At 64.8% G+C, this 14,933-nt stretch carries 9 protein-coding genes; 4 read left to right on the top strand and 5 right to left on the bottom strand.

What is annotated here, in order from left to right:
• Positions 1 to 188: 188 nt before the first annotated feature.
• Positions 189 to 908, top strand: coding sequence for a response regulator transcription factor (locus HV681_RS22005; protein ID WP_043518814.1), 720 nt, complete (start codon positions 189 to 191; stop codon positions 906 to 908).
• 41 nt (positions 909 to 949) lie between these two features.
• On the opposite strand, the gene HV681_RS22000 is transcribed toward HV681_RS22005, so the two are convergent.
• Entirely contained in the window at positions 950 to 2,482 is a 1,533-nt protein-coding gene (locus HV681_RS22000; protein ID WP_175125009.1) for a sensor histidine kinase, read from the bottom strand.
• An 8-nt stretch (positions 2,483 to 2,490) separates the two neighbouring features.
• Positions 2,491 to 4,461 carry a bifunctional diguanylate cyclase/phosphodiesterase gene (locus HV681_RS21995; protein ID WP_175125008.1) on the bottom strand — a complete coding sequence of 657 codons (1,971 nt, stop codon included), beginning with the start codon at positions 4,459 to 4,461 and terminating at the stop codon, positions 2,491 to 2,493.
• Positions 4,462 to 4,926: 465 nt separating this feature from the next.
• On the opposite strand from HV681_RS21995, the gene HV681_RS21990 reads away from it, so the two are divergent.
• Genes HV681_RS21990 through HV681_RS21980 form a run of 3 tightly spaced genes read left to right on the top strand, consistent with a single transcriptional unit; the run spans position 4,927 to position 8,293 of the window.
• A complete protein-coding gene (locus tag HV681_RS21990) occupies positions 4,927 to 6,309 on the top strand; it encodes a putative bifunctional diguanylate cyclase/phosphodiesterase (protein WP_175125007.1) in 1,383 nt (460 codons plus the stop codon).
• Between the two features lie 36 nt (positions 6,310 to 6,345).
• Positions 6,346 to 7,416, top strand: a complete 1,071-nt coding sequence (aroC, locus tag HV681_RS21985; protein ID WP_175125006.1) for a chorismate synthase — start codon at positions 6,346 to 6,348, stop codon at positions 7,414 to 7,416.
• A gap of 37 nt (positions 7,417 to 7,453) precedes the next feature.
• Positions 7,454 to 8,293, top strand: a complete 840-nt coding sequence (locus HV681_RS21980; RefSeq protein ID WP_175125005.1) for a M48 family metallopeptidase — start codon at positions 7,454 to 7,456, stop codon at positions 8,291 to 8,293.
• Positions 8,294 to 8,424: 131 nt separating this feature from the next.
• Here the strand turns inward: HV681_RS21980 and HV681_RS21975 are convergent, their stop codons facing one another.
• The 3 genes from HV681_RS21975 to HV681_RS21965 form a co-directional block, all read right to left on the bottom strand.
• A complete protein-coding gene (locus tag HV681_RS21975; protein WP_175125004.1) occupies positions 8,425 to 10,386 on the bottom strand; it encodes a bifunctional diguanylate cyclase/phosphodiesterase in 1,962 nt (653 codons plus the stop codon).
• A gap of 17 nt (positions 10,387 to 10,403) precedes the next feature.
• On the bottom strand, positions 10,404 to 11,087 hold the full coding sequence (locus HV681_RS21970) for a transglutaminase-like cysteine peptidase (RefSeq protein ID WP_175125003.1): 684 nt from the start codon (positions 11,085 to 11,087) through the stop codon (positions 10,404 to 10,406).
• A 107-nt stretch (positions 11,088 to 11,194) separates the two neighbouring features.
• A partial coding sequence (locus HV681_RS21965; protein ID WP_175125002.1) for a cadherin-like domain-containing protein occupies positions 11,195 to 14,933 on the bottom strand: 3,739 nt, incomplete at its 5' end.

The raw sequence follows: 14,933 nt of genomic DNA, 5'->3' as shown, positions 1-14,933 counted from the left end.
ATTAATCCTGCGACATTCCCGGGATTAACAAAAAAATCCCGGTAAAAATGTGAAATATCGCCATTTTTTTCGCTGCAATCATTCGTTTCCATTGTAAAAGTCGTAAGATTGCCGGCTCCGGGGCATTTTTGATCGCGTGGGCGCTCCAGGGGTATTTGTCGACAATTTCAATGTAAAGCACTCTGAATATGCCTGGTGCAGATGGTTTGCTATGTATAGGACTGCTCGAGGACGACGCCGATTTCCGCGAGGAACTGGCGTTGGGCTTGGGCGGCTACGGTTTTCGCGTGGCGTTCGCTTGTGACAATGCAGTGGCGTTCTACCGCCGCCTGCAAGAGCAGCCGTGCGACATCGTCATTCTCGACGCCCATCTTCCAGGCGAAGACGGCTTTTCCGTTGCGACGCGCCTGCGTGCCTTGAGCCCGGTGGGCATCGTCATGCTGACGGGCCGCAGCGCCCTGGAAGACCGCGTCCGCGGCCTGGAGGGCGGCGCCGACGTCTACATGACCAAGCCGGTGGATTTGCTGGAACTCAGCTCCGTCATTCGCAGCCTGGCGCGCCGCATGCGGTTGGCCAAGGCGCCACGCCCGGCTGACGCCGAGACGCGCGCGTCGGCGGATACGAACTGGTCGCTGCAGGACGGCGGCTGGATCCTGGTGGCGCCCGACGGCGCCTCGCTGCACCTGAGCGCGCAGGAACGGACGTTCCTGGTAGCCCTGATGGACGCCGCGGGCAGTGCCGTCAGCCGGCAGGCGCTGGCTGAACTCTTCCTGCCCGACAGCCCGGGCGGGTTTGAGTTGCGGCGTATCGACGTGCTGGTGAGCCGTCTGCGCGCCAAGGCGCAGAGCGCCGGACTCAAACTGCCGGTGTTGTCGGTGCGCGGTCAGGGCTACGTGTTCGCGGCCTGACCCGGCCGCGGCTGCGGCTGACGCCAAGGCCCGTGCAGCGCTTAAGCCGACTGCCCGTTGGCGGGCAGGGTGATGACAAAACGCGTGCCCACGCCCACCTTGCTTTGCATCGTCAGCGAACCGCCCTGGCTCTGGCAGATGCGCCGGGCCAGATACAGCCCGATCCCCATGCCCTGGGTTTCGCGATGCGCGGACCGCCGAAAGCGCGGCTCGAAGATCCGGGCTTGTTCCTCTTCTCCAATCCCCGGGCCGCGGTCCACGACGGCTGCCCAGGTCATGGCCGTGTCGCCGACCCGTGTATGACCCGTCTCGATTCGCACCGGTTCGTTGGCCGGCGAATACTTGATGGCGTTGTGGATCAGGTTGCGCACGACGACGCTGGTGAGCGGGCGATCACAGAATACCGGCTGCGGCGCTTGCGCTTCGAGCACCAGGGCATGCGCAGTATCCGGGCGCATGGCATTCACCACGTCGCGCACCAGGTCGGCCATGTCTGTCTGTTCGCCGCGCGGGCTCCAGGCATGTTCCTCGAGGCGATCCTGATTCAGCAACTGATCCATCAGCTCGGTCATCCGCGCAACCGACCGATGAATACGCGCGAGCCGCGTGTCCACGGTTTCGCCACTGTCCGACAGGATCATGTCCAGCGATTGCGCCGCGGCGCTGATGGTGGCCAAGGGCGCGCGCAGCTCGTGCGAGATCAGCGCGTTCATCTGCCGCTGCGTGTCCAGCGCACCGGCCAGTTCGGCCAGCCGCAGTTCGCCTTGCGCCAGGTGTTCGGCGTCCGAGCCGGCGCCATTGTTGCGCGCGGGCGCGGCACTGTTGGAGGCATCCAGCGCCAGCCAGACCAGCGTGCCTGACACCAGCATCAGCCTCAGCATTTCGAAGCTCGCATCCGCGGCGTCTGCGCCGCTTGCGTGCCACGCGTCGTGTCCGAGAATCCAGGCTGATGCGCCAAACGCGAGCATCAGCGCAAGGTTGGCCGGGCGGCCAGACCGCTGCCGCACCGCGCTGGCCAGGAACCACAGCGCCAGCGGCACGCTCAGCGCAGCGCACACGCAGGCAATGGCCGCAGGAAGCACTCCCGATTCCGTTTCATACACGAAGATCAGCGCCAGCGCCGCCACGCCGGACAGCGCAATGCTGATCCACCGGCACGCAACGCCCAGTCCGGTTGCAATGCGCGATCCCTGCAGCAGGGGCGCGGTCAGGGCGAGCAGGGCGGCATAAGAGGCAGCTTGCAGCGCGCCCGGCGGCATCAGATCGGGCAGCGAACGGAACAACCCTTCGACCAGCGCGAAGGCCATGCCTGCTGCATACAGCGCGTTGCGCGTGTGCGCCCAGGCCACGCCGCACACTATCGCGCAGGCGATGGCGACGCCGGCGGTCAAGCCTGAGTGCAGGTTCTCGTAGCCGGCATGTCCCCCGTCGGCATTCAACCCATAAGCGAGCGCGTAGGCCGGCCAGAAGCAGGCGCACAGCAGCAGACCAACTCCCGACCAGATGGTTGTCCGGAAGAAGCCGGGCTGGCTTGCGCGAAGGTGGCGAAAACGCCAGCGGGTGCGAAGAAACAATCCTTCCGTCAACTAGGAACCCATTGGTGATCATGCGCGAGGTCTTGCGCGTGGGCGGAGTTTACGACAGCTCCGCTTATCGCGCGGACGCCGATTCCTTCCAGCACGAGCTGCGTCGCCGTGTCCGGCACGTCAGCCGCATAGACCGACATGCCGAGCGTCATCGCGGTCGCGACCACGGTGGCGGCCAGGTGCTGGCTGCCGGGACTTTGCAGGAGACCGCCGATGAAACTGCCGCTCAGCGTCACGTACGAGACGGGAAATTCATGCAGGTGCTCCATGGCGCCGAATTGCTGCGACAGCCGCGCTACCCCGACCCGTCCGCCGGCGCCCATGACGATATCGCAGAGCTGGCGCACATCGGCGCCTTGTTCGACGAGTCCCGCGGCGTCGACTTCCAGGATCAGCCGCGCTGACAGCGTGGGCCGGTCGTCGAGCATGCGTTCAAGACGCGCGAAAAAGGATCCTTGGGCAAGGGTGGCAAGCGATACCGGCACCGTAAGTGCGCCGTCATGAGTGAACAGCCAATCGAGACCCAGACGGATCGCCTGGATATCGCATTCGGCGGACAGGCCCAGGCGCACGGCTGGCGGCATGAAGATCGAAGCCGGCACGGGATCGGTGCCGGAGGCATCGTGCAGCGTCAGGCAGGCCTCGTGGTGCAGCAGGGCGCCCGACAGGTCATGCAACGGCTGTGCCGTCAGTGAGAACCGGTGCTGCTCCAGCGCGGTAACCAGCGCGTCGTGCCAACTGTATTCACCGATGCGGGTGCTGTCGGCGGCCTGGCTTGCTGGCGTGATCTGGTCGTCGTCGGCGCTTTCGGCGCACATCAGCGCATGATCCAGACGCGCGAGGATGTCGCTCATGTTGTCGCCCGGCGCGAAGGCTGCCATGGCCAGCGCCCACCGGCACCATCCGTATTTGTCCATCGGCACGCGCAGCGACCGCAGCTCGCGCCGCACGCGTTCGGCCAGCACGCTGGCCTGCGGCGCCGAGGTGCGCGGCAGCAGCAGGGCAAAATCCGATCCGCTGATCCGGGCGATCAGCGTGCCCGGACCGCCGAATTCCTGCACCAGCTTGCGCAGGCGGTCCGACGATGAGCGCAGCCACTGGTCAGTGAAGGCGCGCGACAGGTGCCGGTTGATCTGTGCGAGGTCGCGTTGGCGGAACATCAGCAGATGGCCGCCGGCCTCGTCGGATTTATCTGCCAGCGCAAGCCGGAACTGGTCGACAAAATGCTTGCGGTTCGACAGGCGCGAGATGGGGTCCCGGTAGATTTCGCTTTGCAGCGATTCGATGCGCGCATTCTGCTCCTCGACCGTGGCGGCGACACGGCGCTGCGCATCGACCAGCGCCTGGTCCACACCGGGCACTTCGCACGAACCGCTCAGTGGCGCATCGGCGCCGGGCGCCAGCGCACGCACGCGTTCGCAGATGTCGCGTGACGTGCGGGCTTCGATCCAGCGCACGAGATTGGTGGCGAACAGTGCCCAGAATGCGGCCGCGGCAAGCACCAGACCCAGAACGCGGATGCCGCCTTGCCACAGCGTGTCGCGAGCCAGACGGGCATCGGCCTGCACGGTGAGGGTGCCTTTGCCTTGTCCGCCAGGGATGACGAACGGCCGGGAAATGGCCGGTGCTTCCATGTTCAGCCATCCGGCGCGCCAATCGCGCTCCCGGCCTGCGGCGCCTGGTCCCGACCGGCGCTCCACACGCAGCGCGTTCCCTTCGTTCGTGATATTGACCAGCGAATACAGCCCCTGTCCGAACAGTTCATCGGCAAGCGCGACCTGCTCGCTGTGGCTGCCGGAACTGTGCGACAAGGCCCAGGCGAGCGCGTTGGCGCCCGATTCGCTTTGCTGGGCGAGTTGCGTATTCAGATAGCGGTGCGCCGCCAGCATCCCGAGGGCCTGAGCGCCCAATAGGATAAAGCCGACCAGAAGGGCGGAGCATAAGAGCAGCCGGCGTAGTGTGGGCATGTAGTGGCGAATCCCTTCCTGGGCGTACGCGGATGAAAACCTGGATATCAAACGTGACACACGTTACGAAACGACAGCTAGCAACGGCGTCACGATACTGGGACGTGTCACAGAACGCACAGAATATTACGAAATGCTCGGTCATATCCGACAAGGTGTGCAATTATTTCGCTCGTGAGAATGGGCCGTTTGAGAACTATTGAGACACTGCGTATTAATTTTTGGGGTTGCGGTGTCGTAGATGGGTCGAGGCGTGGCGAAAGGACCGGCCAGAGATCGCCAATCCGGGACCCCGCCATGACCGCTGCGAGCAACATAGGATCCGAAGAAAGTCAGGAGAAGGAGGCGCGTTGCCTCCGAAATGTGGCGTTTTTTTGCGAAAACAATGCATAATTTAAAATATGTTACAGCCCCCGGGCCCGTGATCGGGCCGCAACGCCGGGGGCGTTTGGATAGGGGGGCTCCGTGCGTGAGAGTTACCTGCTCGCACTGTGCCTGACGCTCGCGGGCGCACTTGCAGCGATCAGTCTGCTGTTCTTCCGCCGGGACCGCGCGCTGCGCCGCCGCCTGACGCGGGATGAACTGACCGGCCTCCTCAGCCAACAGGAGTTGCATCGTCGCGTGCGTACCTGGCTGGGCCAACCCCAGGGTACGACGCGCCGCGGCGCCTTTTTTCTCGTCAGTTTCGAACACTACGCGCAGATCAGCGCCATGCTGCGCGCCGGCGAAGATCAGGCATTGCTGGTGCAGGTGGCCGATCGCATCAGCCTGGTCGCACGCGCGCTCGGTGGGATGGCCGCGCGCTCCGGGGCCGATTCGTTCACCGTCTGTGTCCCCGGCGTGGACGAGGAGGGGGCTGCCCAGGTGTCCGCCAAGCTGCTGGCCGACCTGAGCGCGCCCTATGAACTGGGCGCCCGTCCCCTGATTGCCGTCTTCCGGATTGGCGCGGCGCTGTATCCCGCCCACGGCCGCAGTGTCGAGGAGTTGCAACGCTGCGTGCAGGTGGCGATGGTGCCCCTCAAGGATCGGGGCGGCGAGGGCTGGAATCTCTTCGACTTCCGGCTGCTGGCGCGGCAACGGGATCAGCAAGGCCTGGAAAATGACCTGAGGCTGGCGCTGACGACACCGGCCATGGAGCAGTTTGAACTCTATTACCAGCCGGTCTGCGACAGCGCGACCGGCGTGGTGCAGGGGTGCGAGGCGCTGCTGCGCTGGCATCACCCCGTGCTGGGCAGCGTGTCGCCCGCCGTGACAATCGAATTGGCCGAGCGCAGCGGACTGATCGTGCCGCTGGGCGCCTGGATCCTGGAGCGCGCCTGCACGCAGGCGGCGCTCTGGCCGTCGGCGTGGCGCGTCCACGTGAACCTGTCGGTCAAGCAGATGAACGAAGACGGGTTGGTCCAGCTTGTATCGGACGTGCTGGCGGCCGCCCGGCTGTCGCCGCGCAAGCTGGTGCTGGAGATCACCGAGTCCATCTTCATCCTGCACTACGAGCGGCACGTGAAGATCCTGAATACGCTGCGCGACATGGGCATCGGGGTGGCGCTGGATGACTTTGGTTGCGGCTATTCCAGCCTGAACCATCTGCGCCATCTGCCCATCGACTGGGTCAAGATCGACCGCAGCTTCATTTCCGCCCTGGAATCGGACGCCGGCAGCCGCGAGGTGGTCTCCGCCCTGTTCGGCTTGTGCCAGGCCATGCACCTGCCGGTCGTTGCCGAAGGCGTCGAAACCGAAGGGCAGCGCGAAATCCTGAAGTCGTTGGGATGCCGCGTGATGCAGGGCTTTCTGCTGGGGCGGCCGGCGCCCGCCGCCGAAATCCAGGCTTTGGCCGCGGCGGTGTCATAATCGGGGTTGCTTGCAAACCCGACCTGTTGACTCCTTATGCCCGGCAATACCCTAGGTACTCTTTTTACCGTCACGAATTTCGGCGAATCCCACGGGCCGGCCATCGGTTGCGTCGTGGACGGCTGTCCTCCGGGACTGGCCCTGGACGCATCCGATATCCAGTACGAACTGGATCGCCGCCGCCCGGGCACCTCGCGCCACGTGACGCAGCGCCAGGAAGCCGACCAGGTCGAGATCCTGTCCGGCGTCTATAACGGGGTCACTACCGGCACGCCCATCGGGCTGCTGATCCGCAATACCGACGCGCGCAGCAAGGACTACTCCAACATCGAGGACACCTTCCGTCCGGGCCACGCCGACTTCGCCTACTGGCGCAAATTTGGCGTGCGCGACCCGCGCGGCGGCGGACGTTCCTCGGCCCGGCTGACGGCGCCCACCGTGGCGGCCGGCGCCATCGCCAAGAAGTGGCTGGCCGAGCAATACGGCGTCAAGGTGCGCGGCTACATGAGCCAGCTGGGGCCTGTCGCCATTCCGTTCGTTTCGTGGGACGAAGTGCCCAACAATCCCTTCTATGCCCCCAACGCCGAGGTCGTCCCCGAACTGGAAGCCTATATGGACCAGTTGCGCCGGGACGGCGATTCCATCGGCGCGCGCATCGAAGTCGTGGCAGAGAACCTGCCGGCAGGCTGGGGCGAACCGATCTACGACCGCCTGGACGCCGACATTGCCCACGTCATGATGGGCCTGAACGCGGTCAAGGGCGTTTCCATTGGCGCCGGCTTCGACTGCATCACGCAGCGCGGGTCGGAACATGGCGACGAGATCACGCCCGAGGGCTTCCTGAGCAACCACGCAGGCGGCGTGCTGGGCGGCATTTCGACCGGCCAGCCCATCACCGTGTCGCTCGCGATCAAACCCACGTCGAGCATCCGCGTCGAGCGCCGCTCGGTCAACCGCGCCAACGAGCCGGTGATGGTGCAGACGCTGGGCCGCCACGACCCGTGCGTGGGCATCCGCGCCACGCCCATCGCCGAAGCCATGCTGGCGCTTGTGCTGATCGACCACGCGCTGCGCCATCGCGGTCAGTGCGGCTCGGCGCCCGTCTGATACGTTTTCCCGTAGTTGAATTGGCTTGGAGGCCGACATGAAACAGAAGCGTCATTTTCTGCGCAATGCCGGGGCCGTGCTGTCGCTGGCCGTGCTGGCCGGCTGCACCAGCATGAACACCACGCAGTCAGGCGCCGTGGGCGTTGACCGCAAGCAATACATGTCCACGATGGTGCCGGCGCAGGCGCTGGAACAGGAAGCAAACCAGCAGTACGCCGACATCCTGCAGGAGGCCAAGTCCAAGGGCCTGCTGGATCGCGACGCCAAGCAAGTGGCGCGCGTGCGCGAGATCTCGCAGCGCTTGATCGCGCAGGCCGGCGTGTTCCGTCCCGATGCGGCCAACTGGAAATGGGAAGTCCACGTGCTGTCCAGCGACGAGGTCAACGCCTGGTGCATGCCCGGCGGCAAGATCGCCGTCTACACCGGCCTGATTTCGCAGATCAAGCCGACCGACGATGAGCTGGCCGCGGTGTTGGGCCACGAAATCGCCCACGCCCTGCGAGAACATGCGCGCGAGCGCGTGTCCCAGCAGATGGCGACCAATCTGGGCTTGCAGGTGCTGTCCATTGCCACGGGATCCAAGGCGGCGTCCGACCTGGGCGGAGAGTTGACCAGCGTGATGTTCACCTTGCCCAACAGCCGTACGCACGAGACCGAAGCGGATCGGATGGGTGTGGAACTGGCGGCCCGGGCGGGCTATGACCCGCGCGCCGCCGTGACGCTGTGGCAGAAGATGGGTGCGGCCAGCCAGGGCAGTGCACCGCCCGAGATCCTGTCGACCCACCCGTCGGCCGCCTCGCGCATCAGCGATCTGCAATCGGCTTCGCAGAAAGTGATGCCGCTTTACGAACAGTCCAAGGGCCAGGCCGCGCGTTAAGATTGCAAGGCGTTACGCTGACGACGCGGCCCGCGCGGCAATGCCTGCGCGGGCCGTTTTCCATGGTCCTTTCCCTGCGGCGGGGCGTGCCTGGACGTCCCAATCGCAGGCCGCCGCGGTATCCGTTCGACTTACACGCCGCTCGCCGTCTTCACGCCCTGGCCGCGCATGATCTCGATGCCCAGGCCGTGCAGAATGCGCTGCGTCTCGGCGTCCGGCACGTCTTCCGCATAGACCGCAATACCTAGCGAACGGGCCGTTTCCAGCACCGACGCCGTCAACTGCTGGCTACCCGGGCTTTGCGACATTCCGCCCACGAACCCCCCGCCCAATTTCACGTAGGACAACGGCAGCGTGTGCAGTTGCGCCACCGCGCCAAATTGCTGCGCCAGGCGTCGCACGCCGATGTGTGCGCCAAATTCCGCTGCGACGCGCGCAAAGGCGGTGATCTGCTCGTGGCATTCCACCAGCCCGTGCGCGTCGATTTCCACGTACAGACGGCGCGCCAGCGGACGGTTTTCGGTCAGCAGCAGTGCAAGCTGGCGCAGGAACTTCTGGCCGCGCAAAGAGGGCAGCGCCACGCGCACGGCAAGTTCGCCCGAATGGCTGGCCAGCCATTCCAGGCCAAGCCGCACGGATTCCAGATCGCATTCCGCCACCAGGTCCAACCGCACGGCCGGCGGGATGAAGAGCGTAGCGGGGATCGGTTCCTGGTCGGGCGCGGTGCGCAGCATCAGCATGGCTTCGGTGCGCACGGTGCGCCCATCCAGCGCCAGCAAGGGTTCGGTGGACAGTTCGAACTGCCGGTTCTCCAACGCCGTCTGGATGGCGTCCTTCCAGGCGCGTTCGCCTGCTTCCGACGGCGACTGCATGTCGGTGGCGCCCGCGATCACGACCTGGTCGTTGCCGGCGCTTTCGGCGCGCATCAGGCCAAAGTCAAGGCGGGCCAGCACGGCGCCGGCCTGGCTGCCGTGGCCGTAATCGGTCATGGCCTGCGCCCACCGGCAAAGATGGCCCTCACCAACCGGAATACGCGAGGCATGCAGATCCGCGCGGACCTGCTCGGCCACCATCATGGCCTGCGGCGCCGCGCAGCCGGGCAGCAGCAGCGCAAAGTCCGACCCATTCAGCCGCGCCAGCATGGGGGCGGCGACGTGCATGCGCTTGAGCGTGCCCTGGATGCGTTCGCACGCGGTGCGCAGCCACTGGTCGATGAATTCGCGCGGCATGTGGCGGTTCAGGTCGGCCAGATCGCGCTGGCGGAACACCAGCACGTGCCCGCCGTCGATCCGCGACGTTCCCGCCGCGGGCCGGGTTTCCAGCGCACGGCGGAACTCGTTGACGAAGTATTTGCGGTTGGGCAGGCCGGTCACCGGGTCCTGGTTCAGCTCCAGTTCCAGCGACTCGATCTTCGCGTTCTGTTCTTCGACGCTGGCATGGATGCGTTCGCGCGTCTGGTTCAGCGCCTGCACTACGCCGGACAACTCCGGCACGCGCGCCTCGACCTGTTCGCCCGGCGCGTCGCGGCCGATGCCGCGGACGTGGTCGCTGATCTCGCGCAGGAGGCGGTTCTTGATCCATCCGACCAGCACGAAGGCAAACATGGCCCACAGGATGCCCGCGCCCACGACCAGCGCGATCATCTTCAGGCTGCTGCGCCACAAGGCTTCCCAGGCGTAGGCGTCGTTGGCGATCAGGGTGACTTCGCCGATCTGCCGCCAGCCGTCGCTGACCGCGTGGCTGGCCGCCTGGCTGTCCAGCGGCGCCAGCGCCTGAAACCACGCCGGCACGGACGCGGCGGTGGCGGTCGACTTGCGTTCGATCAGGACCTTGCCTTCGGGATCCGTCAGGCGCACCAGCGAGAAGTGCCCGCCGTCGTATAGCGCCGAGACCAGCAGTTCCTGCACGACCGGATCGTTGTTCGCCGGTTGCGACAGGGACAGGGCCAGGGAGACGGCCGCGTCGGTGCTTTGCACCTGAAGCTGGCCCGACAGATACTCACGCGCCGAATTGACGCTGAGCGCCAGCGTTCCCAGCAAAATCACGCTGATGGCGAGGGTCACACTGAGCAGTAGCTGACGAAGTATGGACATAGTCTTGTTTCCGGACATCAGGGGCGGATGCCTTCCCGTTCCATGCGTTGAAGTAGGTCGCGCCAGCGGCTAAGGCGGTCGACGGGCGCGGCCGCCTTGCCGTCCACGTAGACGCCGTCGGCGTTGAAACTGAAAACCGGCGTCAGGTCGCGCCGCTGCGTGGCCGGCAGGATGGTTGAGATCAGGCTGTCCAGCACCAGCGGGACGGCATTCGGGGTTTCGTAATAGCCCAGCACCATGTGGGCCACCTGGCTGCTGCTGGCCGCGCCGCCGATGCGGGCGCGCACGTAGATGAAGCGCAGCTTGTTGGCCGGTACGCCCATCGAGAGCAGGGTGAAATACTTGCCGATGACATAGTCTTCGCAATCGCCGGCGCCTTTGCCCAGCGACTCCAGGGGCGTGGCCCAGTAATCGGCTTGCTTCCAGATGATGGAATCCTCGCCGGAGAGCAGGGCGCGGTTCCAGAAGTCGTTGGCGACGGTGAGACGGTCGCGGTCGGTTGCGGGGGCCGGGCTGCGCAGCAGTTGCAGCCAGTTCGATACGGACTTTGCGCCCTTGGCGCCATAGCGGCTGGCCGACAGGCTTTGCAGCCTGTCGGTGTTGATCTCCAGCGCCGAGCTGCCGCTCCACCCGCAAGCCAGGCATAGCAGCGCCACACGGCACAGAGTCAGCGCGCTACGGTAACGGCGGGTTAAGGGCATGAAACGGATTTTCACATTTTTTCGACGTCTCAGAATGCGCCGTTAAAAAAAATGCGTCGTGCGGGACGGGGGAGGGCCGGAGCCGGCCCTCCCCGTGAGGTCGATGCTTAGCTGTGATCGACGTTCAGCTTTCCCTTCTGCAGCAGGTCATTGATGATGGCCTGATCCGTTGCCAGCTTGCCGCCGTTGGTCAGATCGACGTTCTCCAGAATGATCTTCTGGTCCGCACCCTGGCCAATCTTGCCGTCGGTGCTGATTTCGATGACCGTGTTGGCGCTGTTGGCGGGGTCTTTCGAGAAGTGCAGGTACTGGGTCAGCGTGCCGTCCTTTTCGCCTTGCAGCATGTCGCGCAGGTCCAGCACGTCTCCACCGTTGGCAACCGTGGCGTTCGAGAAGTCCTTGATCACGTCCACGGCCGGCTTTGCCGTCGTGCCTTGATCGCCGAATTCCCACTTGAACGTGTCGCTGCCATCGCCGCCGTACAGGATGTCGTCGCCCTTGCCGCCGATCAGGACGTCGTTGCCGGCGCCGCCGTACAGCGTGTCCTTGCCCGCACCGCCGTACAGGATGTCGTTGCCGTCCTCGCCGTACAGGATGTCGTCGCCGCCCTGGCCGTAGAGGATGTCGTTGCCGGTTCCGCCATGCAGCTCGTCATTGCCGCCACGGGTGTCGCCCTGCACGTCGAACAGACCGTGGTTGTCCGAGATGAACTTGTGCAGATCGGCGTCCGTCGGCTGCGTGCCGTTCTTCAGCAGCAGGAACAGCTTCAGACCATCCAGACCGGAGCCGTCGGCGTAGTCGGTAGGCTTGGCCGGATTGCCATTGACGCCCCACGGCAACTGATCCGTATTGATCGCGTCGCCGAACAGGATGTCCGATCCGTCGCCGCCGTAGATCTTGTCGTCGCCGACGGGTGCCAGCTCGGTGGAGGTGCTTCCGCCAACCAGCGCGGACTCCAGATCCGACGGCGACAGAACCACCTGCGAGTTGCCGGTACGGCCAGACGTGTACGTGCGGATATTGTCGATATCCACCCGGAACGCGCTGTTGCTGGAGGTGTTGTCGTTGAGGATGAACTGGAACAGGTACTCGCCCGGGCCGTGGATGCCGGCCGTCCGAGTGCTGGCCTCAGTGCCAAACTCGACCTCCTTCCATTGCGAGCCATCCCACTTGAGCAGGACCCACTTGAAGGTATCGTTTGCGCCCTTGTTGGCGACGGATGCGTCAAAACCGAACGAGGCGCCCGCGGCGTTCGTCACCACGATCTTGTTGGCTTCGGACATGGTCACGGTGTAGGCCTTGCCGTCCACCGCCGTATCCGTCAGGCGCATGACGTTGCTGGTCCGGACGGCGGTCCCGGTGCCTTCCTTCTGCCAGTTGTCGGGATTGTTCACGCCCGACGTGTTGTTGAATGTGACGTAAACCGAACCGCCCGACGTGAAGCGGCCGCCGGTGTTGTCATAGTTGTTGAGTGTGGAGGTGGACACGCCCGAACCGATGCCAATGCCGTGCACATCGCTGACGCCAGCCAGCTTGCCGAACTCGGTGTCGCGGTTGTACCACCATTCCGAAGTCGGCTCGCCGTCGGTCAGGAAGTATGTCAGGTTCTTATAGGGGTTGCCGCTGCTGTCCACCGTGGGCTGACCATCGAACCAGCTCTTGGCTTGGTTGAACGCCGATCCATAAGGCGTGCCGCCGCCGCTCTTCAGGCCCATCAGGATGTCGACCATCTCGGAGACGTTGCTGGTCGTCAAGCCGGATATCGTCTTCTGTACCTTGCTGCCGTCGCCTTCGAACGTGATCAGCGACACGTTGATGGTGCCGTCGTGCGTCGCGAGCTGGCCTTCCAACAGCGCCTTGAGCGCCTTCTTGGCGGTAGCCAGACGCGATTCGGCGCTGCTTCCGCTGCCCCACTTGTCGTCCATCGAACCGGACAGATCCAGAACGAGAGCGATGTTGTAGCTGCTGCCCGGCGTCACGTTCTTCACCATGCCGCCCTGGTCGCCCAGCAGCACGTCGTTGCCCGTTCCACCCTTGACCGTGTCGTTGGTGTTGTTGCCGCCGACGAACTGGTCGACATGCAGCTTGAACGTCTGTTCGGCGGAGGTGTTCTGGCCGCCGTTGGCCGTGCCGCCCGAATCCTTGACGCGGAAGTCGAAGGAGGAGCCAGCGTTTTCGCCGACGTTGGAGGCGGACGCCTGGAACACCAGCTTGCCGCCCTGGATGTCAGCAGCGCTGATTTCCTGGCCTTGCGTGACGGCCTTGCCGTTGAGCATCAGCGTGCCGCCTGTGGGCAGGGAGTCGATGATCACCGACGTAAACGTGTGGCCTTCCACCGGGTCCGAGAACGGGAAGTCGTCGGCATCGAAGGTGTAGGTCTTGCCTTCCGTGACGTTGCCCGAAGCATCTTGCGACACGGGGGCGTCGTTGACCGGCAGTACGTCGATATCCAGTGTGGACGTCGTCGAGGCCGCGCCGTCGGACACGGTGTACTTCACCTGCGGCACATCGCCGTTCCAGTTGGCGTCCGGCTTGAACGTGTAGCTGCCATTGGCGCCGATCAGCAGGGTGCCGACGCCGGCAATGGTGGCGGTCTTGCCTGCTTCGTAGCGCACGCCATTCACCGTGAACTCGGTGACGGTCAGCGTCTTGCTGTCCACGTCGGTCGCGCCCTGGAGCACGTTGCCGGTGGCGGTCTGGTCTTCCAGGATCTCCTTCGTGTGGGCTTGCAGGACCGGCGCGTCGTTGGTGCCGTTGATCGTGATGGTCAGGGTCGCTTCGCTCTTGTCGCCGTCCGCATCCGTGATGGTGTAGCGGATGGTTTCGGTGAGCGTTTGGCCGTTGTTGAGCGCTTGAACCGCGGGCAGGCCGTTGTTCAGTTGGTACGACCAGGTGCCGTCGCCGTTGTCGACCAGCTTGCCGTACTTGGCGTCGGTCGTCGTGATGGCGACGGTGCTCTTGTCGGCGCCGAGCGTGTCGTTGGTCAGGACGTTGCCGTTGATCGGCGTTGTGCTGTCTTCCGTAACGGAAGCCGCATCGTTCCTGGCGACCGGAGCGGTGTCGATGATCTGGATGACCAGATCGTTGCTCGTCGACTTGCCGGCCAGGTCGGTGACCTTGACCGTGAAGCTGTCACGTACCGAGTCGTCGCCCGCCGAGTGGTTATCCGCGCCGCCCGTTTCCTTGTAGGAGTAGGAGATGACGCCCGTCGCAGCGTTGTAGCCGGTAACGGTCAGGATGCCCTTGTCGGTGGTGATGACAACCGGGTTGGCAGCGCTCGCGCCGGTGACGTCGCGGCCAGCAACCGTGACGGTGGTGATGCCGGCTTCCGCCGACACGCCCACAGAACCGGTGACCGTCGCGTTGGAACCTTCAACGACGCTGTTGTGCGCGCTGGTGACGTTGCCGTCGCTGTCAACCGGGGTGACGACCGGGGGACCGTCGGTCTGGCCGTTGATGGTGATGGTCAGGGTCGCTTCGCTCTTGTCGCCGTCCGCATCCGTGATGGTGTAGCGGATGGTTTCGGTGAGCGTTTGACCGTTGTTCAGGGCTTGAACCGCGGGCAGGCCGTTGTTCAGTTGATACGACCACGTGCCGTTGCCGTTGTCGACCAGCTTGCCGTACTTGGCGTCGGTCGTCGTGATGGCGACGGTGGTGCTGTCAGCGCCGAGCGTGTCGTTGGTCAGGACATTGCCGGAGATCGGGGTGGCGGTGTCTTCGGTGACCGAGGCGCTGTCGTTCTTGGCGATCGGAGCCGTGTCGATGATCTGGATGACCAGGTCGTTGCTCGTCGACTTGCCGGCCAGGTCGGTGACCTTGACCGTGAAGTTGTCACGGACCGAGTCA

It is taken from the genome of Achromobacter animicus (assembly GCF_902859585.1).
Taxonomy (GTDB): domain Bacteria; phylum Pseudomonadota; class Gammaproteobacteria; order Burkholderiales; family Burkholderiaceae_B; genus Achromobacter; species Achromobacter animicus.
The sequence above is the reverse complement of the archived record's forward strand: the minus strand, read 5'-3'. Positions and strand labels throughout refer to the sequence as shown.

Excerpts from the sequence above, each read along its gene's own strand:
- aroC (WP_175125006.1), top strand. The coding sequence starts at position 6,346 with ATGCCCGGCAATACCCTAGGTACTCTTTTTACCGTCACGAATTTCGGC.
- HV681_RS21980 (WP_175125005.1), top strand. The coding sequence starts at position 7,454 with ATGAAACAGAAGCGTCATTTTCTGCGCAATGCCGGGGCCGTGCTGTCG.
- HV681_RS21975 (WP_175125004.1), bottom strand. The coding sequence starts at position 10,386 with ATGTCCATACTTCGTCAGCTACTGCTCAGTGTGACCCTCGCCATCAGC.
- HV681_RS21995 (WP_175125008.1), bottom strand. The coding sequence starts at position 4,461 with ATGCCCACACTACGCCGGCTGCTCTTATGCTCCGCCCTTCTGGTCGGC.
- HV681_RS22005 (WP_043518814.1), top strand. The coding sequence starts at position 189 with ATGCCTGGTGCAGATGGTTTGCTATGTATAGGACTGCTCGAGGACGAC.
- HV681_RS21970 (WP_175125003.1), bottom strand. The coding sequence starts at position 11,087 with ATGCCCTTAACCCGCCGTTACCGTAGCGCGCTGACTCTGTGCCGTGTG.